Genomic DNA, 23038 nt, shown 5'->3' on the forward strand with positions numbered 1-23038 from the left:
CGCCTCCCGGCGCCGCGACCCGTCGCCCTCCCCCGGCCCGGGCGGCCCCACCCCCGGAGCACCACCAACGGGGGGTCCGGGCCGTCACCGCACCGGAGCAGTCATCCCGGCCGGCCCGGACCGGTTCGCACCGGCCCGGGCCGACCCGGACCGTTTCAGGCCGTCTCCGCCTCCGCCTCGTAGGCGGCGGTGCGGCGCGGCAGACGCTGCTTCGGCAGGATCACGCTGGCCGCGATCAGCCAGATCAGACCGCCGAAGCGGGCGATCGGCAGGAAGAAGCCCAGGCTGGTCGAGAGCAGCGCCAGGGTGCCGAGCACGCCGATCCCGGCGAGCACCAGACCGGCCCAGGCGAAGCCCTTCGGCCCGAAGCCGAGCAGCAGCATCGGCACCGCCACACCGGCCAGCATCACGGCGAACGGGACGACGTGCCCGGGGCCGCCGGAGGCGAAGGTCAGGTCCGCCAGCGAACGGGCCAGCGGCGCGTCGCCGAGGTCACCGGCCCGGGAGGCGGCCCAGACGGTGAGCCCGCACAGCGCCATCGACGCCGCGGCGAGCACCCCGGAGACCAGCGCGATGCCGGGGCCGGGCGCGACCACGCCGAGCCGGCGCAGCCGCTGGTAGACGATGGCGGCCCAGACCGCCAGCGGGAGCGAGGCGCCGAACTGCAGCGTCCCGGAGACCTTCGCGGCGGTCGCGTGGTCCTTGTAGTAGGCGAGCGTGTCGGCCGCCGAGTCGGTGGGCAGCGGGGTCTGCCGGGCCAGCACGATGGACACCACCATCAGTGCCGCGAACGCCACGGCCGGCAGCAGCAAGGGCGGTCCTGACTGCGAACGCCGGGCGGAGGCGGCCGGCACCGCTGATGTCGTGGTCATGGGGGGCGCTCCAGTCGAGAACGGGTCGTTGGGGCCCGACGCGGCATCGAACGGATCGGCACCGGCGCCGGTAGTTCCAAAACCAGAATAGTTCACCCCGGGACATCATTGTCCACTGCTATCGTGTTTTCATGACCGAATCTCCCGACCCCGCCCCGATCCCGCACACGGGCCCGCAGGGAGCCCAGGTCGCCTTTCTCCTCTCCCAGTTGGGCGAACACGCCGCCCAGGCCTTCGCCCGGCGGGTCGCCGAGCTGGACCTCACCCCGGCCCAGGCCGGTCTGCTCCGGTCGGTCGCGCTGTCCCCCGGCCAGCACCAGCAGGAGCTCGCCCGGCGGCTCGGCATGTCCCCCAGCCGGTTCGTGGCCTTCGTCGACGCCATCGAGGCGCGCGGTCTGGTCGAGCGCCGGCGCAACCCCAAGGACCGCCGGTTCCAGGACCTCTACCTCGCGCCCAAGGGCGAGGAGGCGATGCGCGGGCTGGCCGAGGCGGCGCTCGCCCACGAGGAGGCCATCTGCTCGGGCCTGGATCCGCAGGAACGTATCGCCCTGGCGGAGCTGCTGCGCCGCATCGCCGAGGCCCAGCACCTCACCGCCGGGGTGCACCCCGGCTACCGGCGGCTCAACCCGAAGCGCGACGGAGTCTGAGCGCGCCCGGCGGCGGACCGGGAACACCTCGACGGCACACGGACGGCGCGCCGGCGGCACGCCGAAGCCCCCGGCCGGACGGCCGGGGGCTTCACCGCGGGGAACCGGGCCTCAGCCCTTGACGCACACCACCTGCTTCAGGTGCGCCACGACCTCGACCAGATCCCGCTGCTGCTCGATCACCTTCTCGATCGGCTTGTACGCGCCGGGGATCTCGTCCACCACCCCCGCGTCCTTGCGGCACTCCACGCCCTTGGTCTGCTCGGCCAGGTCCTGCGTGGTGAACCGCTTCTTCGCGGCGTTGCGGCTCATCTTCCGCCCGGCCCCGTGCGAGGCCGAGTTGAACGACGCCTCGTTGCCCAGCCCGCGGACGATGTACGAGCCGGTGCCCATCGAGCCCGGGATGATCCCGTAGTCGCCGTCCCCGGCCCGGATCGCACCCTTGCGGGTCACCAGCAGGTCGACGCCGTCGTAGCGCTCCTCCGACACGTAGTTGTGGTGGCAGCTGATCACCTCGTCGAAGGCGACCTTCGCCCTCGGGAACTCCCGCCGGACCACGTCCTGGAACAGCGCCATCATCAGCGCCCGGTTGCGCTTGGCGTACTCCTGCGCCCAGAAGAGGTCCTGCCGGTACGCGGCCATCTGCGGGGTGTCCGCCACGAACACCGCGAGGTCACGGTCGATCAGCCCCTGGTTGTGCGGCAGCGACTGGGCCACGCCCATGTGGTGCTCCGCCAGCTCCTTGCCGATGTTGCGCGAGCCGGAGTGCAGCATCAGCCAGACCGCGCCGGTGTCGTCGACGCACACCTCGATGAAGTGGTTGCCGCCGCCGAGCGTCGCCATCTGCTGGGCCGCCCGCTCCCGGCGCCACTTCACCTCGGGCGCGACCGCGTCGAAGCGCTGCCAGAAGTCGTCCCAGCCCCCGGTCGGGACGCCGTGCAGCCGGCCCGGGTCGACCGGCTCGCCGTGCAGGCCGCGGCCGACCGGGATGGCCTGCTCGATCCGCGAGCGCAGCCGCGACAGGTCGTCCGGCAGGTCCTGCGCGGTGAGCGAGGTCTTCACCGCGCTCATCCCGCAGCCGATGTCCACGCCGACCGCCGCCGGGCAGACGGCGCCGCGCATCGCGATCACCGAACCCACCGTCGCGCCCTTGCCCAGGTGGACGTCGGGCATCACGGCGAGCCCGTGCAGCCAGGGCAGCGAGCTGATGTTGCGCAGCTGCTGCATCGCCTGGCCCTCGACGGTGGCCGGGTCGGTCCACATCCGGATCGGAACCCGGACGCCGGGTACCTCGGTGTACGACATGGTTCAACGACCTCCAAGGTCGGATGGTTCAAGCCTAGGCGGGGAGCCGCCACGGGAGGATGCCGCGCGAAGAGAGACCCGGCGCGACGCGGGGATGTCAGGGGTTGGCGGCGCTCAGGCGGCCAAGGGGCATCGGGAGGACAGTCTCGGGGAGCGCCGCTGGAATGGCTCGACCCGCATGGTGACCGCCTCCTCTCCGTGTGTGCACCGGTTGCCGGGGGATATCTACCCACGCACCGCGCGTCCCGTGCAAGGGGATTAACGCCACGACGGCGCACGACGGCGAAGGGCCCGGCGGAGCGTCGGAACGCTCCACCGGGCCCCTGGCCGCCCGTACCGGGTCAGGCGCCGATCACGGTGACCTCACCGATGCCCAGCTCCCGCACCTGGTCCGCGAACGCCGAGGCGTCGCCGACCAGGACGGTGACCAGCCGGTCCGGCGGGAAGGCCTTGACCACGGCCTCGGTGGCGGCGGCGGTCGGCAGCTCGGTCAGCTGCCGGTAGACCTCCGCCTGGAAGTCGTCGGCCAGGTGCTGCTCGACCTGGTCGGCCAGGGTGCCGGCCACCGAGCCCGCCGTCTCGTACTTCAGCGGTGCCACGCCGACCAGGAACTGCACCGCCTCGGCGCGCTCCGCGTCGGTGAGCCCCTCGGCGGCCAGCGTGCGCAGGATGGTCCAGGTGTCGGCCAGCGCCGGGGCGGTGGAGGCGGTGTCCACCGAGCCGCTGATCGCCAGCAGGGAGCGCCCGCTGCCGTCGGCGGCCGAGCGCAGCGGCTGGGCGAAGGCCCGCACGCCGTAGGTGTAGCCCTTCTCCTCGCGCAGCACCCGGTCCAGCCGGGAGGTGAGGGTGCCGCCCAGGCAGTAGGTGCCGAGGATCTGCGCGGCCCAGGCCGGGTCGTGCCGGTCCGGACCGATCCGGCCGATCAGCAGCTGGGTCTGCACCGAGCCGGGCCGGTCCACGATGATCACCCGGCCGGTGTCGTCGGCGGTCACCGGCGCGTGCGCGCTCGGCTCGGCCGCGGAGCCCTTCCAGGCGCCCAGGGTGGACTCCAGCAGGGCCGGCAGGTCGGTGCCGGTGAGGTCGCCGACGACGACCACGGTGGTGGTGGCGGGCCGCACGTGCGCCTCGTAGAACGCCCGGACGGCGGCCCGGTCGATCGTCTTGACCGTCTCGGCGGTGCCGGCCCGCGGCCGGGACAGCCGGTCGGCGCCGTCGAACAGCTCGGCGTACAGCGCCTTGGCGGCCCGCCGGGCCGGATTGGCCTGCTCGTGCACGATCTCGTCCAGCCGGTTGGCGACCAGCCGCTCGATCTCGTCCTCCGGCAGCGCCGGGCTGCCCAGCGCGGCGGCCAGCAGGTCCAGGCCGCGGGCCAGCCGGGAGGCCGGGACCTCCAGCGAGACCCTGATGCACGGGTGGTCCGCGTGCGCGTCCAGGGTCGCGCCGGCCCGCTCCAGCTCGGCCGCGAACTCCTCGGCGGTCAGCGTGTCGGTGCCCTCGCTGAACGCCCGCGCCAGGATCGAGGCGACGCCGTCCACGCCCTCCGGCTCGGCCGCGAGCGGCGCGTCGAGCAGCACGTCGACGGCCACCAGCTGCTGGCCGGGGCGGTGGCAGTGCAGCACGGTGATGCCGTTGCCCAGCGCGGCGCGCTCCGGCGCCGGGAACGCCCACGGGCTGGGGGTGCCGGGCTGGGGCTGCGGGTGGAAGGTCATGGCGGGGACGTACTCGGTGCTCATACGGCGGCGCCCTCCTCGTCGGTCTCGGCGGTGGCAGCGGTGTCGTCGGCGGTGTCGTCGGCCGGGGTCGGCTCGTACACCAGCACCGCCCGGTTCTGCGGGTGCAGCCGTGCGGCGGCGATCTCCCGCACCTCCTCGGCGGTGACGTCGAGGACCTTGGGCAGGGCGTCGTTCAGCAGCTTCGGGTCGCCGAACAGCACGGCGAAGCGGCAGAGTTCGTCGGCGCGGCCGGCCACCGTGGTGAGCCGGTCCAGCCACTCGCGCTCGATCTGCGCCTGGGCGCGCTCCAGCTCGGCCGCGGTCGGCCCCTCGGCCGCGAAGCGGGCCAGCTCCTCGTCGACGGCCGTCTCGATCTGCTCGACGGTGGCGTCGCCCGAGGTCTTGACGTCCAGCCAGCCCAGGCTCGGCGCACCGGACAGCCGCAGCAGGCCGAAGCCGGCCGCGACGGCGGTGCGGTCCCGGCGGACCAGCCGGTTGTACAGCCGGCTCGACTCGCCGCTGCCGAGGATGGTCAGCGCCAGGTCGGCGGCGTCCGCCTCGCGGGTGCCGTCGTGCGGCAGCCGGTAGGCCGCCATCAGCGCGCGGGACGGCACGTCCTCGCGGATCAGCTCGCGCAGCTCGCGGCCGACGGTCTCCGGCAGGCCGCCGTCGCGCGGCGGCTGCTTGCCGTCGTGCGCCGGGATGCTGCCGAAGTACTTCTCCACCCAGGCGATGGCCTGCTCGGGGTCGATGTCGCCGACCACCGAGAGCACCGCGTTGTTCGGCGCGTAGTAGGTGCGGAAGAACGCCCGGGCGTCCTCCAGGGTGGCCGCGTCCAGGTCGGCCATCGAGCCGATCGGGGTGTGGTGGTAGGGGTGGCCGTCCGGGAAGGACAGCGCGGTCAGCTTCTCGAACGCGGTGCCGTAGGGCACGTTGTCGTACCGCTGGCGGCGCTCGTTCTTCACCACGTCGCGCTGGTTCTCCATCGACGCCTCGTCGAGGGCCGCCAGCAGCGAGCCCATCCGGTCCGCCTCCAGCCAGAGCGCGAGCTCCAACTGGTGGGCCGGCATGGTCTCGAAGTAGTTGGTGCGCTCGAAGCTGGTGGTGCCGTTGAGCGAACCGCCGGCGCCCTGGACCAGCTCGAAGTGCCCGTTGTTGGAGACATTGGCGGAGCCCTGGAACATCAGGTGCTCGAACAGGTGGGCCAGCCCGGTGCGGCCCTTCACCTCGTGCCGGGAGCCGACGTCGTACCAGAGGCAGACCGCGGCCACCGGGGTCAGGTGGTCCTCGGAGAGGACGACGCGCAGGCCATTGGCCAGGCGGTGCTCGGTGATGGCGATGCCTCGCTGGGAGGCGGGGGCCGGGTTGGCCATGCGCTCGGGTCCTTCCCGTCGTCGAAGTCGGGGTTCGTGTGGCGTCCCCCATTGTGGTGCAACGCGCGGACCGCGCGGATGTGTCCGCGCGGACGGGGCGTTCGCCAGGGGCGGAAGAGGGGCGCTGGGCGGGACTGTCGGCGGGAGGGTCCACAATGGGGGCGCCGAGCCCTGTTGACAGAACCGCCGACAGCCCCGGCGAAACCGCGCCGACGAGACGTGGACGAGACGCAAGCGAGACGTAAGGGAGCCCCGCCGCGATGGCCCGCCGCAGTTCGCAGACCCCGCCCCCCGGAGACTTCGAGGAGCGCATCCTCGACGTCGACGTCGTGGACGAGATGCAGGGCTCGTTCCTCGAGTACGCCTACTCCGTCATCTACTCCCGGGCCCTCCCGGACGCCCGGGACGGCCTCAAGCCTGTGCACCGCCGCATCCTGTACCAGGCCAACGAGATGGGCCTGCGCCCGGAGCGCGGCCACGTCAAGTGCGCCCGCCTGGTCGGCGAGGTGATGGGCCGGCTGCACCCGCACGGCGACGCCTCCATCTACGACTCGGTCGTCCGGATGGCCCAGCCGTTCTCGATGCGGCTGCCGCTGATCGACGGCCACGGCAACTTCGGCTCGCTCGGAAACGACGACCCGCCGGCCGCGATGCGCTACACCGAGTCCCGGCTCACCGCCGCCTCGATGGCCATGGTCGAGTCGATCCACGAGGAGACCGTCGACTTCGGCCCCAACTACGACGGCAGCGAGCAGGAGCCGCTCGCGCTGCCGGCCGCCTTCCCCAACCTGCTGGTCAACGGCGCCACCGGGATCGCCGTCGGCATGGCCACCAACATGCCGCCGCACAACCTCTCCGAGGTCGTCGCCGCCGCCCGCCACCTGATCAAGCACCCGAACGCCGACCTCGACACCCTCATGCGGTTCGTCCCCGGCCCGGACCTGCCCACCGGCGGACGGATCGTCGGCCTCTCCGGCATCCGGGACGCCTACGAGTCCGGCCGCGGCACCTTCAAGATCCGCGCCACCACGACCGTCGAGGCGGTCACCGCCCGCCGCAAGGGCATCGTGGTCACCGAGCTGCCGTACAACGTCGGCCCGGAGAAGGTCATCTCCAAGATCAAGGACCTCGTCAACGCGAAGAAGCTCCAGGGCATCGCGGACGTCAAGGACCTCACCGACCGCGAGCACGGCCTGCGCCTGGTCATCGAGGTCAAGAACGGCTTCGTGCCCGAGGCCCTGCTGGAGCAGCTCTACAAGCTGACGCCGATGGAGGAGACCTTCGGCATCAACAACGTGGCGCTGGTCGACGGCCAGCCGCTCACCCTCGGCCTCAAGGAGCTGCTGGAGGTCTACGTCGACCACCGCTTCGAGGTGGTCCGCCGGCGCAGCGACTTCCGCCGCCGCAAGCGTCAGGAGCGGCTGCACCTGGTCGAGGGCCTGCTGGTCGCGCTGGTCGACATCGACGAGGTCATCGCGATCATCCGGTCCAGCGACAACGCCGCCCAGGCCAAGGAGCGCCTGATGGAGCGCTTCTCGCTGTCCGAGACGCAGACCGCGTACATCCTCGACACCCCGCTGCGCCGGCTCACCCGCTTCGACCGGGTCGAGCTGGAGCAGGAGCAGGCCAAGCTGATCTCCGAGATCGCCGACCTGACCGAGATCCTGGAGTCCGACAGCAAGCTGCGCAGCGTCGTCTCCGGCGAACTCGGCGCGGTCGCCAAGCAGTTCGGCACCGAGCGGCGCACCGTCCTGCTGGAGGCCGGCGCCGCGCCGGCCGCCTCGCTGACCGTCCCGCTGGAGGTCGCCGACGATCCGTGCCGGGTGCTGCTCTCCTCCACCGGCCTGCTCGCCCGCACCGCCGACGGCGAGCCGTTCGAGCTCTCCGAGAAGCGCGCCAAGCACGACGTGATCGTCTCCGCGGTGCCGACCACCGCCCGCGCCGACGTCGGCGTGGTCACCTCGGCGGGCCGGGTCCTGCGGCTGCCGGTCATCGACCTGCCCGCGCTGCCGCCCACCCCCTCGCCGACGCTGGCCGGCGGCGCCGCCGTCACCGAGTTCCTCCGGCTGGAGGCCGACGAGCGGGTCCTCGCGCTGACCACCCTGGACGAGTCCTCCCCCGGCCTGGCACTGGGCACCGTCCAGGGCGTCGTCAAGCGGGTGGTCCCCGAATGGCCCGCCAACAAGGACGAGTTCGAGGTGATCGCGCTCAAGGACGGCGACGAGGTGGTCGGCGCGGTCGAGCTGCGCACCGGCGAGGAGGACCTCGTCTTCATCAGCTCCGACGCCCAGCTGCTGCGCTACCCCGCCGGACAGGTCCGCCCGCAGGGCCGCCCGGCCGGCGGCATGGCCGGCATCAAGCTCGCCGACGGCGCCCGGGTGCTCTCCTTCACCGCCGTCGACCCGGCCGCCGACGCGGTGGTGGTCTCGGTCGCCGGCGCCTCCGGCACGCTCGCCGGCGAGGCCCAGTCCTCCTGGAAGGTCACCCCCTTCGAGCAGTACCCGCGCAAGGGCCGCGCCACCGGCGGCGTCCGCTGCCAGCGCTTCCTGCGCGGCGAGGACGCCCTCGCCTTCGCCTGGGCCGGCCCGGCCCCGGCCCGTGCCACCACCGCCAAGGGCGCCCCGGTCGACCTCCCCGACCGCGACCCCCGCCGCGACGGCTCCGGCACCCCCGTCACCACCCCGATCAGCACCGTCGCCGGCCCCGCCTGACCCGCCCCCACTCCCCCCGCAGGGGCGCCGGACCTCCCCGTTCCGGCGCCCCTGCGGCATTCCCGGCGCCGCCCCACCGGCCCGCCGCCCGCCCCTCCCCGGCGACCGCGCCCCGGTGGGCGGGCAAGGGTAGCCTTACCGGGGTGAGCACCTGTGCGACGCTGTCGCGTGAACTGTCGGAGCCGCTGGCCGCCACCGCCGCGACCGCGACGACCTGGCTGTTGGTCGAGCAGAACGGCCCGTGGGGCGCGAAGGCGCTCGGCGAGAGCCATCTCGATCCTGAGGTGGGGCGCGCACTCGATGCCGCGGCCGCCGGCACCGGGGTACGGGTGGCGCTGATCCGCCGACCCGGGCGGCACGCGGACTGCCTGCCGACGGCCCGGCACGAGGTGCTCGTGGCGCACACCGTCCCGGCGCCCGGCCGCAGCTGGGTGCGCCGCCACGCGGTGACGGACCCGGCGGAGCTGCTGGCCCTCGACTTCGCGGCGCTGGGCGCCGGCGACCACGGCGGCCTCGGCGCACCGCACGTCGGCGGCCCGATCGCCCTGGTGTGCACCAACGGCCGCCGGGACCGCTGCTGCGCCCTGCTCGGCCGCCCGCTCGCCGCCGACCTGACCGCCGCCGGGCACAGCGAGGTGTGGGAGGTGACCCACCTGGGCGGCCACCGCTTCTCCCCCACCATGCTGGTGCTGCCGTACGGCTACGCGTACGGCCGGCTCACCGCCGAGTCCGCCAAGGAGGTGCTGGCGGCGACGGCGTCCGGCCACATGGTGCCGGAGTGGTCGCGCGGCTGCTCCGGCTGGGAGCGCCCCGGCCAGGCGGCCGACCACGCGGTGCGGGTGGCCAGCGGCGAGACCGGGGCCGAGGCCCTCACCGTGGTGCAGCGGCCGGACGGTGCGGGCCGCTGGCGGGTCGTGGTCCGGCACGAGGACGGCCGGTCCTGGGAGGCCGAGGTGGTCGAGGGCGTCAGCGAGCCGGCCCGCCCGGAGAGTTGCGGCAAGGCCCCGGCCACCCCGTCCCGGATGGAGGTCGTCTCCCTCCGGGAGCTCTGACGGACCCTCGGTGACGAACGACGACCCCCGGCGGGTGCCCGCCGGGGGTCGTTGTTCGTTCCTCGGCCGCTCAGACCGCCCCGGCCCCGGTCAGCGAGCGGACCTCCAGCTCGGCGTACCGGTCCGGGTCGGCCGGCTCGGGCGAGGTGAGGGTGCCGATCCAGCCGGCCAGGAAGCCGAGCGGGATGGAGACGATGCCCGGGTTCTCCAGCGGGAACCAGTGGAAGTCCATCCCGGGGAAGAGCGCCACCTTGGTGCCGGAGACCACCGGTGAGAAGGCCACCAGCACCACCGCCGGAACCAGCCCGCCGTACACCGACCAGACCGCGCCGCGGGCGGTGAACCGCCGCCAGAACAGGCTGTAGAGCAGCACCGGCAGGTTGGCCGAGGCGGCGACGGCGAAGGCCAGGCCGACCAGGAACGCGACGTTCAGCTGCTGGGCGAAGAGGCTCAGCACGATCGCCACCGCACCGATCCCGACCGCCGCGATCCGCGCGACCAGGACCTCCTTGTGCTCGGCGACCCCCGACGCGCCGTCCGTCTCCGCCTCCGCCCCGCCGGTCCGCGGACCGGTGTCCGGTCCGTCCCGGTCGTCCGCCCTGCGGCGTGACCGCCGGGAGGCCGGGACCTCGGCGCGCCGCCCGCGCCCGCTCCGCCCGCCGCGCGAGCCCCGTGCACCGCGCCCGTCGTGTGCGTCGCGCGGCCGCCCCCGCCAGGCGCCCGCCCAGATGTCGTGGGCGAACGCCGCCGACGAGGCCAGGGTGAGCCCGGCGACCACCGCCAGGATGGTCGCGAAGGCGATCGCCGAGATCAGCGCGAACAGCACCACCCCGCCCGTGGAGCCGTTGCCGCCGCCGAGCACCAGGGCGAGCAGCGGGACGGCGGTGTTGCCCGCCGAGTTGGCCTGCCGGACCTCGGCCGAGCCGATCAGCGCGGTGGCGCCGAGGCCCAGCGCGATGGCCATCAGGTAGAAGCCGCCGACCAGTCCGATCGCCCACATCGTGGAGCGGCGGGCGGCCCGCGCGGTGGGCACGGTGTAGAAGCGGGACAGGATGTGCGGCAGACCGGCCGTGCCCAGCACGAGGGCCAGACCCAGGCTGAAGAAGTCCAGCCGGCTGGTGAAGCTCTTGCCGTACTTGAGCCCGGGCTCCAGGTAGCGCTGCCCGGCGCCGCTGTGCTGCGCCGCCTGCCGCATCAGCTCGGCGACGTCCCCGTGGAAGCGGACCACCAGCAGCACGGTCAGCACCACCGAGCCGGCGACCAGCAGGAACGCCTTGACGATCTGGATCCAGGTGGTGGCCCGCATGCCGCCGATCGTGACGTACACGATCATCAGACCGCCCACCGCCACGATGGTCCAGGTGCGGGCCTGGGCGCTGTTGGTACCGAGCAGCAGGGCGACCAGGCTGCCCGCGCCGACCATCTGGGCGACCAGGTAGAACAGCGTGACGACCACGCTGGCGCCGCCGGCCGCCGCCCGGACCTTGCGCCGGCGCAACCGCAGCGCCAGCACGTCGGCCAGGGTGTACCGGCCCGCGTTGCGGACCAGTTCGGCGACCAGCATCAGCACCACCAGCCAGGCGACCAGGAAGCCGATGCTGTAGAGCACGCCGTCGTACCCGTACAGCGCGATCAGCCCGGCGACGCCGAGGAAGGAGGCGGCGGAGAGGTAGTCGCCGGAGAGCGCGAAGCCGTTCTGCAGCGGCGTGAAGTCGCGGCCGCCGGCGTAGAAGTCCTCGGCGGCGCTGCCGCGGCGGCCGGCCCAGAAGGTGATGCCCAGGGTGACCAGGACGACGACGGCGAAGAGCACCACGGCCAGGGCGTGGTGGTCCCCGGTGGGGGCGACGGGGGGCGGGGTGGAGGTCCTCATCGCAGCTGGTCCTGGGTGTCCCAGCGCAGCGACAGGGCGGCCCGGTCGCGCTTGGTGCGGGCGTTGCGGGCGTAGAGCCAGGCCAGCACGAAGGTGGTGGCGAACTGCAGGAGACCGAGCAGCCAGGCGACGTTCACCGGGCCGGCGACCGGCCTGCGCATCAGCGCGGGCGCCGCCGCCTGGGCGGCCACGTAGAGCAGGTACCAGGCGAGGAAGACGCCGCTGACCGGGAACACGAAGGTCCGGTAGCTGTGGCGGATCCGCTGGAAGGCCGCGCTGCGCTGGACGGCCCGGTACACCTCGATGCTGCTGGGCCCCGGCACGGGCTCCGACGCGGGCACCGGCTCGGGTGCGGGCAGCGGCTCCGGCACGGCTGCCGGCTCCGGCGGGAGCACCGGAGTCGGCGCCCACCAGTCCAGTTGCCCTCCCGGCTCGGGGTTTCTCGTCTGCTGTTGTGGCACGGCTGCTCCTGGACCGGGGGGTTGTGACCCGAACCATGATGGGGGCGTCACAACTCCCCAAACTCCCAACGCAGATACGTTCACTCGATGAGGTGATCGATGATCCGACAGACGCTCATCCGACTACTACGGAGACCCGGTGATTCCGTGTCGGAAGGCGTACGCGACCGCTTGCGCCCGGTCCCGCACGCCGGTCTTGGCGAACAGGTTGTTGATGTGGGTCTTCACGGTGGCCGGGCTGACGTACAGCCGCCGGGCGATCTCGGTGTTGGAGAGCCCCTGGGAGATCAGCCCGAGCACCTCCGCCTCCCGCGCGGTCAGCCCGGCCGGCAGCCGCTCCGCCGCCGGTGCCGGAGCCGGCGTCGAACCCGGTGCCGAACCCGCTCCGGCTCCCGGAGCCGGCTCCGGCGCGGCCGGGGCGTCCCCCGCCAGCCGCTCCAGCAACCTCAGCTGCACCTGCGGCGAGAGCCCGGCCGCCCCCGAACGGACGTCCGCGATCGCCCGGGCGATCTCCTCGGCGCCCGCGTCCTTGGTGAGGTAGCCGCGCGCCCCGGCCCGCAGCGCCGGGAACAGCGAGTCGTCGTCCGCGTAGGTGGTGAGCACCACGACCTCGGTGCCCGGGTACCCGGCCCGGATCCGCCGGGTCGCCTCGACCCCGTCGCAGCGGGGCATCCGCAGGTCCATCAGCACCACGTCCGGCCGGTGCCGGGCCACCAGCGCGACGGCCTCCTCGCCGTCCGCCGCCGAGCCGACCACCTCGATCCCGGGCAGCAGCCCGAGCAGCATCATCCCCTCGCGGACCACCGTCTGGTCGTCCGCGGCCAGCACCCTGACGTCCCTCGGCCCCGTCATGCCGGCACCCGCAGCAGCACGCGCCATCCTCCCTCGTGCGGGCCCGCCAGCAGGGTGCCGCCGAGCAGTTCCGCGCGTTCGCGCATCCCCAGCAGACCGTACCCGCCGCCGCTGGCCGCCAGTTCGCCCGGCGCCCCGGCCCGTCCGGCCCGCTGGTCGCGCTGGTCGCGCACCTCCAGCTCCACCTCGTCCGTCAGATAGCGGAGCTCGACCGTGCAGCGCGCGCCGGGGGCGTGTTTGCGCACATTGGTCAGCGCCTCCTGCGCCGTGCGCCGGACGGCGAGCCCCGCCTCGGCGGCCAGTGGGCGCGGTGTCCCGCTCACCCCGAACACCGCGCGTTCCGTCCCGGTCAGCTCCACCAGGAACTCGCCGACCGGAGTGAACTCGCCGCGCAGCGCGGACAGCGCCTGCCGGGTCTCGGCCAGCCCGTCCTGCGCCATCCGCCGCGCCGCCACCACCCGCTCCCGGACCCGTTCCCGGTCGGTGCCGGAGTCCAGCATCAGCCGGGCCGCCTCCAGGTGGACCAGCTGGGCGGAGAGGCTGTGCGCCAGCACGTCGTGGATCTCCCGGGCGATCCTGGCCCGTTCGGCGAGCGCGGCGCTCTCCGCCTCGGCGGCCCGGGCGGCCCGTTCCCGGTCGAGCAGCCGGCGCGCGGTGCCGCGCGCCTCGATGTCCAGCCGCAACAGGTGGCCGAGCAGCACCAGTCCGCCGGTGGTGGCCGTGATGCTCAGCCAGCTCGCCCAGCTCACCGAGGCGTACGAGCCGAGCGAGGCCCCGGCCACGATCAGCGCCGGCCCGGCCGGCAGCCGGATCAGCGCGGTCACCGCCAGTCCGTACCAGAGCACGTCGGAGAGCAGGTAGGCCTTCCCCCAGTTGGCCAGCCAGGCGGCCGCGAACACTCCGGCGGCCAGCAGGTACGAGCGCGTCGCCCACTGCTCCCGGCTGGCGTGCAGATAGCCGGCGGCGAGGCCGACCGCCGCGACCAGCCCGACCACCCCGGCCACCATCGCCCAGCCGCTGTACCGGCCGCCGGCGAACGTCCCCCAGCAGACGCTGACCAGGACGACGAGCCGGCCGAGCGCGGTGAGGAGCCGCCGCGGCCGGCTCTCGGCGTCGTACCGCAGCCCCTCATGGGCCGGCCAGCGGGTCCAGTACCCCTCGGCCAAACGTTCCTCCCGGTGAGTTCACGACGACGGTCAGCAGGACTCGGTGACCGGCCCCGGGGGCTCCAGCGCCCGCGCCCTCCAGTTCACCACGAGCGTGCGGACCAGCAGCAGGACCGCCAGCCCGAGCAGCAGCGCGCTGCTCGACTGGTGCAGGTGCAGGACCTCCCCGATCCCGAACAGACCGAACCTGATCGCGATCAGCCCGCCCCAGGCGGCCAGCGTCGCCGCGGTGCCCCGGACCCAGAGCGCCCCGTCCGGCTCCCGCCAGATCCGGACCGTCCAGCCCCAGACCGAGCCCGCCGCGAGCACCGCGAGCAGCCCGCAGCCGACCAGCACGGCGGACCACGCGGTGTCCCGGTGGTCGAGCAGCTGGGGGTCACGCAGCGCGACCGCGCCGAGGACCACCGGCAGCACCCAGAAGCGGCGTTCGGTGTCCAGCCGCCGGGCGCTCATCTGGCGCCGCAGCACCAGCAGCATCACCACGACCACCAGAGCGGCGTTGACCTGGGCAGACATCGGGTTTCTCCGTCCGGGAGGCTGATCCGGCTGACCTCCTCGACGCTACGGATCCGGCGCCCGCGGGACATCGGTGCCCGGGTGGACGGCAGGTGGAACGGACGCACGAGGGCCCTCCACCCGCGGGTGGAGGGCCCTTACGGCGCGGGGACGGCTCAGGCGTCGATGCGCGAGCGGTCCAGGGTGGCCGCCGAGTCCACGATGAACTCCTTGCGCGGCGCCACGTCGTTGCCCATCAGCAGGTCGAAGACCTTCTCGGCCTGCTCCAGGTCGCCCAGGTTGATCCGGCGCAGCGTGCGGTGGCGCGGGTCCATGGTGGTCTCGGCCAGCTGGTCGGCGTCCATCTCACCGAGACCCTTGTACCGCTGGACCGGGTCCTTCCAGCGCAGGCCCTTGCGCTGGAACTCCAGCAGGGTGGAGCGCAGCTCGGCGTCCGAGTAGGTGTAGTGGTACTTCTCCTGACCGCGCTTGGGGTTGGTGAGCTCGATCCGGTGCAGCGGCGGCACGGCGGCGAACACCCGGCCCTGCTCGACCATCGGCCGCATGTAGCGCTGAAACAGCGTCAGCAGCAGGCAGCGGATGTGCGAGCCGTCGACGTCGGCGTCGGCCATGAAGATGACCCGGCCGTAGCGGGCCTGGTCGATGTCGAAGGTGCGGCCCGAGCCGGCCCCTATCACCTGGATGATCGCCGCGCACTCGGCGTTCTTGAGCATGTCGCTCACGGACGCCTTCTGCACGTTGAGGATCTTGCCGCGGATCGGCAGCAGGGCCTGGAACTCGGAGTTGCGGGCCAGCTTGGCGGTGCCGAGCGCGGAGTCGCCCTCGACGATGAAGAGTTCGCTGCGGTCGACGTCGTCGCTGCGGCAGTCGGCCAGCTTGGCCGGCAGCGAGCTGGTCTCCAGCGCGGTCTTCCGGCGCTGGGCCTCCTTGTGCTGGCGGGCGGCGACCCGGGTGCGGGCGGCGGCCACGACCTTCTCCAGCACCGCCCGGGCCTGGACCTTCTCGTCCTTCTTGCCGGAGGTGAGGAAGGCCTTGAGCTCCTTGGCGACGACGGCCGCGACGATCCGGTTGGCCGCCGAGGTGCCGAGCACCTCCTTGGTCTGGCCCTCGAACTGCGGCTCGGCGAGCCGGACGGTGATCACGGCGGTGAGGCCCTCGGTGGCGTCGTCCTTGGTGATGTCGTCCTCGGCGACGCGCAGCAGCTTGCCGGCGCGCAGCGCCTCGTTGACCGTCTTGGCCAGCGAGCGCTCGAAACCGGTGACGTGGGTGCCGCCCTTGGGGGTGGCGATGATGTTGACGAAGGAGCGCAGCGTGGTGTCGTAGCCGGCGCCCCAGCGCAGCGCGATGTCGACCCCGAGGTGCCGGGTGACCTCGGTCGGCGTCATGTGGCCGAGTTCGTCCAGGACGGGCACGGTCTCCTTGAAGGTGCCCTCGCCGTGCAGCCGCAGCACGTCGCAGATCGGCTTGTCCGGCGCCAGGAACTCGCAGAACTCGGCGATGCCCCCGTCGAAGCGGAAGGTGCTCTCCTCGACCTTCTCGCTCTCGGTGAGCCGCTCGTCACGCACGACGATGGTCAGGCCGGGCACCAGGAAGGCGGTCTGCCGGGCCCGGGCGTGCAGGTGCTCCAGGGAGAGCCGGGCGTCCTTGAGGAAGATCTGCCGGTCGGCCCAGTAGCGGATCCGGGTGCCGGTGCGGGTCCTGGGCACCTTGCGGGCCTTGGTCAGGCCGTTGGCCGGCTCGAACGGGGCGTCCGGCCCGGACTCGGTGAAGATGCCGGGGGTGCCGCGGCGGAAGCTGATCGCGTGGGTGTGGCCGCCGCGGTCGACCTCGACGTCCAGGCGGGCGGAGAGCGCGTTGACGACGGAGGCGCCGACGCCGTGCAGACCGCCGGAGGCCGCGTAGGAGCCGCCGCCGAACTTGCCGCCGGCGTGCAGCTTGGTCATCACGACCTCGACGCCGGACAGCCCGGTCTTCGGCTCGACGTCCACCGGGATGCCGCGCCCGTTGTCACGGACCTCGACCGAGGCGTCCTCGTGCAGCACGACCTCGATCCGGTCGCAGTAGCCGCCCAGCGCCTCGTCGACGGAGTTGTCGATGATCTCCCAGAGGCAGTGCATGAGGCCGCGGCTGTCGGTCGAGCCGATGTACATGCCGGGGCGCTTGCGGACCGCCTCCAGGCCCTCCAGGACGAGCAGGTGCCGAGCGGTGTAGTTGGAACCGTCGTCGCCGGCCAGCAGAGCGGACGGCACGGTCGTTTCGGCACTCACGCGGCACTCTCCTCGGTCAAGTTCTGTCTCATCGGTCACATCCGGACGTGTCCGGAACCGTCCGCCAGTGCAGCACGCCGCACCGACAGCCGCTTCCCCTGCGTGTGCGCACCCCTCCGCTGGGTGCACAGCACGGCGGGCCCGTCCCGCGCAGCTTGTACGCGCTGCGCGAACAAGGGCCGTGCCGGATTCGGGTCGCCGGGGCTCCATCTCCTCCCGGTACCACCGCTCCTGGCGGATCGTGGGACCGGGCACAGGCTCCGGAACTGCCGTTATGCAGGCTACCGGGGCCCGGGACGGGGCTTATGCTCCAACCCAGCAGAGGATTATGCTACGCGGACTCCGGCACCCGGTTCCGATCGGGCGTTCGAGCGATGGACGGATCCTGGGATTCGGTACGCATGAACCACCGGCCCCCGGGGCACGTCCTCATCAACACAGCAGAATCCTCAGAGAAGAAAAGCCACGAGCGGGAACGTTTTCGGCCTGGTTGGATGTTGACCCTGGTACGACAGCTCGTCGAGCTAGAGAAGAGGCGACGTGACTACTGTTCTGACACCTGCGAGCCCGCTGACCGCGGCTGACCGCTGCGACCGCTGCGGCGCCCAGGCCTACCTGCGCGTCGTACTCGCCAGCGGTGGAGAGCTGCTCTTCTGCGCCCACCACGGCCGGAAGTTCGAGCCCGAGCTCAAGAAGATCGCCGTGGAGATACAGGACGAGAGCGGCCGCCTGGGCAGCACGTCCGCCACGGCCGACGACGACGAGCGCTGATCCGAGGCGCCAAACAGCAACCAGTGTCGAGCTGTGTGTCCGGTCCCGCACCGCGCGTGACCGGGTGAGCCGGGCGACCGCCCCTCCGGGGCCGGTCGTCCGGCTTCGTCGTTCCCGAACCGGCTCCACCCGCCGCCCCGCCCGCGGCCCGGACGCGGCCCGGAGGGGGGCGCCCGGTGCCCGACCGGTTACAGAGCGGTTACAGAACGGAACGCACCGCGTCGGCCACCGAGGCGATCCGGGTGTAGACGCCCGGATGCTCCGCCTCGGCACAGCCGGTCCCCCAGGAGACCAGCCCGGCGAGCCGGCCGGCGACCACCAGCGGTCCGCCGCTGTCCCCCTGGCAGGCGTCCTTGCCGCCCCGCTGCTCACCCGCGCACACCATGCCCCGGGCGTCGAAGCGTCCCTCCGGGCCGCCCGGGTAGGCCTGGGCGCACGCCTGGTCGGGGATGACCGGCACGTCCACGCTGCGCAGCGCGGGCGAGTAGTCGCCGCGGCCGGTGGTGTCCCCCCAGCCGTACACCTGCGCCCTGGTCCCCGGCCGGTAGGGCTCCGTCTCGCCCTGGCCGACCAGGTCCATCACCGGACGGCTCTGCGCCTCGGCCAGGGTGACCACCGCCACATCGTTCATGTTGGTGGTGAAGGAGTAGTCGGGGTGGACCCAGACGGTGCGCGCCGCCACCTCGCGGCCGGCCGAACCGCGCAGGTCGTCCCGGCCGACCACCACCCGCAGCCCGGGCCGCTCCACCCGGCGTCCGCTGGACTCGTCGTAGAAGCAGTGCGCCGCGGTGACCACCTTGGTCGGGGTGACCAGCGCTCCCCCGCAGAACTGGCCCGAGCGGCCGGAGCCGAACTGCTGGCGGCTGGACAGCGCGACCATCCACGGGTGGTCGCCGGTGGTCACCGCCCCGCCGCCGACGATCCGGCCCTGCGGCCGGGCCTGGGCGGCCGGCGCGGACGGGCCCAGGACGAGCAGCGGCGCGGGCAGCGCGGCCAGCATCGCCAGCGCGGCGGCCCGGCGCCGCCGGGACACCGGGCCCGCGACCCCGGGTGCGACGGGCGCCGCGGCGGGCGCGGGGGTCGGTGGATCGACGCGGTCCGGACGGTCCGGGGTGGGCGACACCGTGGCTCCAGGTGGCTCGGCAGCAGGCAACCGGCACAGCGTAGGCGACCGGCTACGGTCCGCGACCGATCACCGCCGAGGCATCACCCGGACGAGCGACAACGGCCACCCGGACGATGACGCCCACCCGCCCCGAACGGCCGGAAGGCCCGGAGCGCAGGGCTCCGGGCCTTCCGTTCGGCACCGGTGACCGGTGCCGGTGATCAGTCCAGCGGGTGATCAGTCCAGGTAGTCGCGCAGCACCTGGGAGCGCGACGGGTGGCGCAGCTTGGACATGGTCTTCGACTCGATCTGGCGGATGCGCTCACGGGTGACCCCGTACACCTTGCCGATCTCGTCCAGCGTCTTCGGCTGACCGTCCGTCAGGCCGAAGCGCATCGAGACCACGCCCGCCTCGCGCTCGGACAGGGTGTCCAGCACCGAGTGCAGCTGCTCCTGGAGCAGGGTGAAGGAGACCGCGTCGGCCGGGACGACCGCCTCGGAGTCCTCGATGAGGTCACCGAACTCGCTGTCGCCGTCCTCGCCCAGCGGGGTGTGCAGCGAGATGGGCTCGCGACCGTACTTCTGGACCTCGATGACCTTCTCCGGGGTCATGTCGAGTTCCTTGGCCAGCTCCTCCGGGGTGGGCTCGCGGCCCAGGTCCTGGAGCATCTGGCGCTGGACGCGGGCCAGCTTGTTGATGACCTCGACCATGTGCACCGGGATACGGATGGTGCGGGCCTGGTCGGCCATCGCGCGGGTGATCGCCTGGCGGATCCACCAGGTCGCGTAGGTGGAGAACTTGTAGCCCTTGGTGTAGTCGAACTTCTCGACCGCACGGATCAGACCGAGGTTGCCCTCCTGGATGAGGTCCAGGAAGAGCATGCCGCGACCGGTGTAGCGCTTGGCCAGCGAGACGACCAGGCGGAGGTTGGCCTCCAGCAGGTGGTTCTTGGCGCGGCGGCCGTCCTCGGCGATGATCTCCAGCTCGCGCTTGAGCTTGGGGGCGAGCTTGTCGGCGGCCGAGAGCTTGTCCTCGGCGAACAGGCCGGCCTCGATCCGCTTGGCGAGCTCGACCTCCTGCTCGGCGTTGAGCAGCGGGACCTTGCCGATCTGCTTCAGGTAGTCCTTGACCGGGTCGGCGGTGGCACCGGCGACGGCGACCTGCTGGGCCGGCGCGTCGTCCTCGTCGTCGTCGGAGAGGACGAAGCCCTCCGACTCCTCCTCCGGGGCGTCGCCCTCGGTACCGGGCTTGTCGCCCGGCAGGGCCACCTCTTCCAGCAGCTCCTCGTCGCCGAGCAGCTCCTCGTCGCCCTTGGCCGTCTTGCCGGCAGCGGTCTTCTTGGCGGCGGCCTTCTTGGCCGGCGCGGCGGTCTTCTTGGCGGCGGCCTTCTTGGCCGGGGCCGCCTTCTTCGCCGGAGCGGCCTTCGCCTCGGCAGCCGGGGCCGTCGCGTCGGAGGTGATCTCCGCGGACACGGTGCCGACCGGCGCCGCGGCGGCCGCGACCGCCGGGGTGGAGATGGTCGCACCGGGCGCGATGCGCACGGGCGGCTTGGTCGGGGCCGACGGAGCGGCCGGGGTCCGGGTGGTGACCGCCTTGGTCGCCGTGCGCTTGGTGGGGCTCTTGGCAGCAACGCTCTTGCGCTTGGCGCCGGCCGGTTCGGCCGCGCTGACCATGAGGTCCACCCCCTCCTCAATCAGCACCTGGTTGAGGCTGCGCATGACGTTCTTCCACTTGGTGACCGGGATCTGGTCCGCCTCGAACGCCTGGCGCACGTCGTCACCGGCGATCTGCCCCTGGGCCTTGCCCCGCTCGATGAGCGCCAGCAGAGCCGCGGACTCGGCGATCTCGGGGGGAAGCGAACGGGATGTGCTGGCCGACACGAACAACCTCTCGGACGATGAGTGGACTCGAACCCGTACCGGCCGCCCGAGCGGGCGGGGAAGGAAAACGCGTGTCGGGCACGCGGTGTCGATTCCGACCGACTCGGGCTTGAGGACTGGGTTTGCAGGACGGCAGCAGCGCCGCAGACCAACACAGCATTCTGACATGTTGGGGTATTCCGGAGCTGCTTCCGCTCAGGACACATCGCTGCTACTCGTCAAGTGTTACGCATGGCCTTCGTGTCGCGGGTCACACCCAACGGCGCCCCGCGGCCCGGGGCCGACTTCCATCATCCCCCACCCGCGCACCAACCATTCTCCATGGACACGACATTCGGCTCCGCCGGCGGCCTCCGGCGAAAGCGCGGAGGCCCCCCGGCTGCACCGTGGCGGCAGCCGGAGGGCCCGGGTCGCGGAGGGAGCGGCGCAAGGCCGCGGGGACGGTCGCGGTCGGACGGATCATGACGGGGCGGTCCGTGGACGGGTCGCGGGGCGGAGGTGCGGCGCCCGGTCGCCGAACGGTCCGCTCAGTGCTCCCGGGGTGCCGGGACGGAGGGCTCGATCTCGGGGTGGACGGTGAGCAGCGCCCGCATCGCGGTCTCGGCGGCGGTGCCGTCGCCGGTGCCGAGCGCGTCCACCAGCCGGGCGTGCAGCCCGACCGAGGGCTCCGAGGGCCGCTCGCACGAGGTGGCCGGACCGCCGGACACCTGGAGCGCGCAGGCGACGATCCCGGAGAGGTGCTCCAGCATCCGGTTGCCCGCGAGCTGCAGCACGAGCCCGTGCAGCTCGGCGTCGGCCCGGGCGTAGGTGGCGAGGTCCGCCTGGGCGCAGGCGTGCCCCATGATCTCGACCAGCTCGGCCAGCCGCTGCTGGACGTCCTCCCGGCCGTGCCCGGCGGCGAGCCGGGAGGCCAGCGGCTCGATCGCCCAGCGGAGCTCGAACAGCTCCCGGCGCTGCTCGTCGCGCTGCGGGCCGAAGGCGCGCCACTCGATGATGTCCGGGTCGAGCAGGTTCCAGTCGCTGACCGGGCGGACCCGGGTGCCGACGTTGGGGCGGGCACTGACCAGGCCCTTGGCCTCCAGCACCCGCAGCGATTCGCGGACGACGGTGCGGGAGACCTCGAACCGCTGGCCGATCTCCTCGGGGACGAGCGGCCGGTCGGCGCCGAGGTCGCCGGAGACGATCATCTGGCCGAGCTGCTGGACGAGCTGGCCGTGCAGGCCGCGGCCGCGGCTGCTGGTGGTCTTGCGGCCGACCCGGGCGAGGTCCGACTCGGCGCCCTCCCAGCGGGGCGCCGGCGGGGTGGGCCGGTCGGCGTAGGAGAAGCGGTCCAGGTCGGCGGGGCCGGGGATGGCCCCGTCGACGGAACGGGCGGGGGTCATGGTGGGGTGCGCAAGGGTGTTCACAGGTCCTTTGTCGGCGATCGGCGGGCGCAGCTTGAGAATTCTCGTGAAAAGCACACGAAAGGGTGATCGACCGTGACTGGATAATTGACTTCTTATCAGGGCGAAGCACGCATTGCGGTCACCCTTGGTCGATCTTGACGAACCGCCCCCGGCGGGCCGGGAGTCACAGCGCGCGGCGTCTGACCTGCACCGCCAGGGTGACCAGCAGCAACACGAAGGCCGGCGCCGTCACCGCGGCCAGCAGCGCCGGATCGGACAGCACCGAACCGCCCGCCGCAACCCGGCGGCCCCCGCCGTACACCCATCCGTACGCCCACTCGATCCCGGAGTGGAACGGCAGCAGCTCCGCCGCCCGGGCCGGCCAGGGCGTCCCGGTCCACCGCAGCAGCAGCGTCACCCCGGACTCCAGCAGCGGCGGCAGCGCGCAGAGCAGCAGCATCCCGGCGACCGTGCTGCGGGTCAGCGCGGCGGCCAGCACCCCGGTCCAGGCCGCCACGACCACCAGCAGGACGAACGCCAGCAGCGCGGCCGGCGTCCCGTGCCCGGCCCCGAGCGCCAGCGGCGCCAGCGCCCCCGGCAGCGCGTCCGCCCCGCCCAGGCCGGCCAGGGCCAGCGCCCGCACGACCCGCCCGGAGAGCGCGTCCGGGTCCGACCAGGCCTCGACCGCCACCCCGGCCGGCAGCGCGAAGTGCACGGTCACCGCGTCGACCAGCAGCGTCAGCGGCGCCAGCAGCGCCGCGACCGCGCCGGTCACCAGCAGCTTGCCCGCCAGCATCCGCACCCGGCGCGGACAGCCCACCTGGGAGGCCGCCAGCCCCGGGTGCCGGACCTCGTGCCCGTACGACAGCGCGCCCAGCAGCCCGGCCCCCAGCGCCGCGAACGGCAACGGCACCAGCGGGACCGCCGCCGTCAGCAGCCGCACCGCCGCCGCACCGTCCAGCTCGCCGTCGGCGGTCCGGTTCGCCAGCACGCCCGCGACCACGGCGTCGGCGATCAGCACCAGGCCGAGCAGCAGCCAGGTCGAACGCAGGCCGCGCACCCGGCGCAGCTCGTAGGCCAGAACTCGCACGG

At 73.2% G+C, this 23038-nt stretch carries 18 protein-coding genes; 4 read left to right on the plus strand and 14 right to left on the minus strand.

Annotated elements, in window-relative coordinates:
• Positions 1-155: 155 nt before the first annotated feature.
• A complete protein-coding gene (locus ACFVVU_RS32075; RefSeq protein ID WP_380686132.1) occupies positions 156-872 on the minus strand; it encodes a DUF4386 domain-containing protein in 717 nt (238 codons plus the stop codon).
• 131 nt (positions 873-1003) lie between these two features.
• Here ACFVVU_RS32075 and ACFVVU_RS32080 point away from each other — a divergent pair, with 131 nt between their 5' ends.
• Positions 1004-1519, plus strand: a complete 516-nt coding sequence (locus ACFVVU_RS32080) for a MarR family winged helix-turn-helix transcriptional regulator (protein ID WP_380686130.1) — start codon at positions 1004-1006, stop codon at positions 1517-1519.
• A 111-nt stretch (positions 1520-1630) separates the two neighbouring features.
• Here ACFVVU_RS32080 and ACFVVU_RS32085 read toward each other — a convergent pair whose 3' ends face one another.
• The 3 genes from ACFVVU_RS32085 to ACFVVU_RS32095 all read right to left on the minus strand — a co-directional run bounded on the left by ACFVVU_RS32085 (position 1631) and on the right by ACFVVU_RS32095 (position 5909).
• Positions 1631-2824, minus strand: coding sequence for an RtcB family protein (locus ACFVVU_RS32085; RefSeq protein WP_355365030.1), 1194 nt, complete (start codon positions 2822-2824; stop codon positions 1631-1633).
• A gap of 341 nt (positions 2825-3165) precedes the next feature.
• On the minus strand, positions 3166-4557 hold the full coding sequence (locus tag ACFVVU_RS32090; protein ID WP_387793665.1) for a M16 family metallopeptidase: 1392 nt from the start codon (positions 4555-4557) through the stop codon (positions 3166-3168).
• Positions 4554-5909 carry a M16 family metallopeptidase gene (locus tag ACFVVU_RS32095; RefSeq protein WP_387793666.1) on the minus strand — a complete coding sequence of 452 codons (1356 nt, stop codon included), beginning with the start codon at positions 5907-5909 and terminating at the stop codon, positions 4554-4556. The genes ACFVVU_RS32090 and ACFVVU_RS32095 overlap by 4 nt, the downstream gene beginning before the upstream one ends.
• Before the next feature lie 260 nt (positions 5910-6169).
• Here ACFVVU_RS32095 and ACFVVU_RS32100 point away from each other — a divergent pair, with 260 nt between their 5' ends.
• Together ACFVVU_RS32100 and ACFVVU_RS32105 are read left to right on the plus strand one after the other, a co-directional pair.
• On the plus strand, positions 6170-8620 hold the full coding sequence (locus ACFVVU_RS32100) for a DNA topoisomerase (ATP-hydrolyzing) subunit A (protein WP_380686122.1): 2451 nt from the start codon (positions 6170-6172) through the stop codon (positions 8618-8620).
• A gap of 143 nt (positions 8621-8763) precedes the next feature.
• Positions 8764-9672: a sucrase ferredoxin gene (locus ACFVVU_RS32105; RefSeq protein ID WP_380715412.1), complete on the plus strand. Its 909-nt coding sequence runs from the start codon at positions 8764-8766 to the stop codon at positions 9670-9672.
• Positions 9673-9742: 70 nt separating this feature from the next.
• Here ACFVVU_RS32105 and ACFVVU_RS32110 read toward each other — a convergent pair whose 3' ends face one another.
• The 6 genes from ACFVVU_RS32110 to ACFVVU_RS32135 form a co-directional block, all read right to left on the minus strand.
• The gene (locus ACFVVU_RS32110) at positions 9743-11542 is read right to left on the minus strand and encodes a cation acetate symporter (protein WP_387793667.1); all 1800 of its coding nucleotides are present in this window, start codon (positions 11540-11542) and stop codon (positions 9743-9745) included.
• Complete coding sequence (locus tag ACFVVU_RS32115) at positions 11539-12003, minus strand: DUF485 domain-containing protein (protein WP_387793668.1); 465 nt, start codon at positions 12001-12003, stop codon at positions 11539-11541. The genes ACFVVU_RS32110 and ACFVVU_RS32115 overlap by 4 nt, the downstream gene beginning before the upstream one ends.
• 126 nt (positions 12004-12129) lie before the next feature.
• Positions 12130-12855: a response regulator gene (locus ACFVVU_RS32120; RefSeq protein ID WP_387793669.1), complete on the minus strand. Its 726-nt coding sequence runs from the start codon at positions 12853-12855 to the stop codon at positions 12130-12132.
• Positions 12852-14021: a sensor histidine kinase gene (locus ACFVVU_RS32125; RefSeq protein WP_380685929.1), complete on the minus strand. Its 1170-nt coding sequence runs from the start codon at positions 14019-14021 to the stop codon at positions 12852-12854. Before ACFVVU_RS32125 ends, ACFVVU_RS32120 begins: the two co-directional genes overlap by 4 nt.
• A 30-nt stretch (positions 14022-14051) precedes the next feature.
• Positions 14052-14537 carry a DUF1453 domain-containing protein gene (locus ACFVVU_RS32130; RefSeq protein ID WP_380685931.1) on the minus strand — a complete coding sequence of 162 codons (486 nt, stop codon included), beginning with the start codon at positions 14535-14537 and terminating at the stop codon, positions 14052-14054.
• Between the two features lie 155 nt (positions 14538-14692).
• Complete coding sequence (locus ACFVVU_RS32135) at positions 14693-16804, minus strand: type IIA DNA topoisomerase subunit B (protein ID WP_387793670.1); 2112 nt, start codon at positions 16802-16804, stop codon at positions 14693-14695.
• Between the two features lie 540 nt (positions 16805-17344).
• Between ACFVVU_RS32135 and ACFVVU_RS32140 the strand changes: the two genes are divergently transcribed.
• Entirely contained in the window at positions 17345-17575 is a 231-nt protein-coding gene (locus ACFVVU_RS32140) for a hypothetical protein (RefSeq protein ID WP_355365061.1), read from the plus strand.
• Between the two features lie 199 nt (positions 17576-17774).
• Here the strand turns inward: ACFVVU_RS32140 and ACFVVU_RS32145 are convergent, their stop codons facing one another.
• The 4 genes from ACFVVU_RS32145 to ACFVVU_RS32160 form a co-directional block, all read right to left on the minus strand.
• The gene (locus ACFVVU_RS32145; RefSeq protein ID WP_387793673.1) at positions 17775-18575 is read right to left on the minus strand and encodes a S1 family peptidase; all 801 of its coding nucleotides are present in this window, start codon (positions 18573-18575) and stop codon (positions 17775-17777) included.
• A 342-nt stretch (positions 18576-18917) separates the two neighbouring features.
• Positions 18918-20567, minus strand: a complete 1650-nt coding sequence (locus ACFVVU_RS32150) for an RNA polymerase sigma factor (RefSeq protein ID WP_380684952.1) — start codon at positions 20565-20567, stop codon at positions 18918-18920.
• Between the two features lie 521 nt (positions 20568-21088).
• Positions 21089-22021 carry a FadR/GntR family transcriptional regulator gene (locus ACFVVU_RS32155; protein WP_380684951.1) on the minus strand — a complete coding sequence of 311 codons (933 nt, stop codon included), beginning with the start codon at positions 22019-22021 and terminating at the stop codon, positions 21089-21091.
• 109 nt (positions 22022-22130) lie between these two features.
• Positions 22131-23036 (minus strand): hypothetical protein, encoded by a 906-nt coding sequence (locus ACFVVU_RS32160; protein WP_387793671.1) that lies wholly within the window; start codon positions 23034-23036, stop codon positions 22131-22133.
• Between the last annotated feature and the right edge of the window lie 2 nt (positions 23037-23038).

It is taken from the genome of Kitasatospora sp. NPDC057965 (assembly GCF_042887135.1).
Classification (GTDB): Bacteria; Actinomycetota; Actinomycetes; order Streptomycetales; family Streptomycetaceae; genus Kitasatospora.

Coding starts and splice junctions, on each gene's coding strand:
- ACFVVU_RS32075 (WP_380686132.1), bottom strand. CDS start 872: ATGACCACGACATCAGCGGTGCCGGCCGCCTCCGCCCGGCGTTCGCAG.
- ACFVVU_RS32100 (WP_380686122.1), top strand. CDS start 6,170: ATGGCCCGCCGCAGTTCGCAGACCCCGCCCCCCGGAGACTTCGAGGAG.
- ACFVVU_RS32085 (WP_355365030.1), bottom strand. CDS start 2,824: ATGTCGTACACCGAGGTACCCGGCGTCCGGGTTCCGATCCGGATGTGG.
- ACFVVU_RS32095 (WP_387793666.1), bottom strand. CDS start 5,909: ATGGCCAACCCGGCCCCCGCCTCCCAGCGAGGCATCGCCATCACCGAG.
- ACFVVU_RS32120 (WP_387793669.1), bottom strand. CDS start 12,855: ATGACGGGGCCGAGGGACGTCAGGGTGCTGGCCGCGGACGACCAGACG.
- ACFVVU_RS32145 (WP_387793673.1), bottom strand. CDS start 18,575: ATGCTGGCCGCGCTGCCCGCGCCGCTGCTCGTCCTGGGCCCGTCCGCG.
- ACFVVU_RS32090 (WP_387793665.1), bottom strand. CDS start 4,557: ATGAGCACCGAGTACGTCCCCGCCATGACCTTCCACCCGCAGCCCCAG.
- ACFVVU_RS32080 (WP_380686130.1), top strand. CDS start 1,004: ATGACCGAATCTCCCGACCCCGCCCCGATCCCGCACACGGGCCCGCAG.
- ACFVVU_RS32130 (WP_380685931.1), bottom strand. CDS start 14,537: ATGTCTGCCCAGGTCAACGCCGCTCTGGTGGTCGTGGTGATGCTGCTG.
- ACFVVU_RS32110 (WP_387793667.1), bottom strand. CDS start 11,542: ATGAGGACCTCCACCCCGCCCCCCGTCGCCCCCACCGGGGACCACCAC.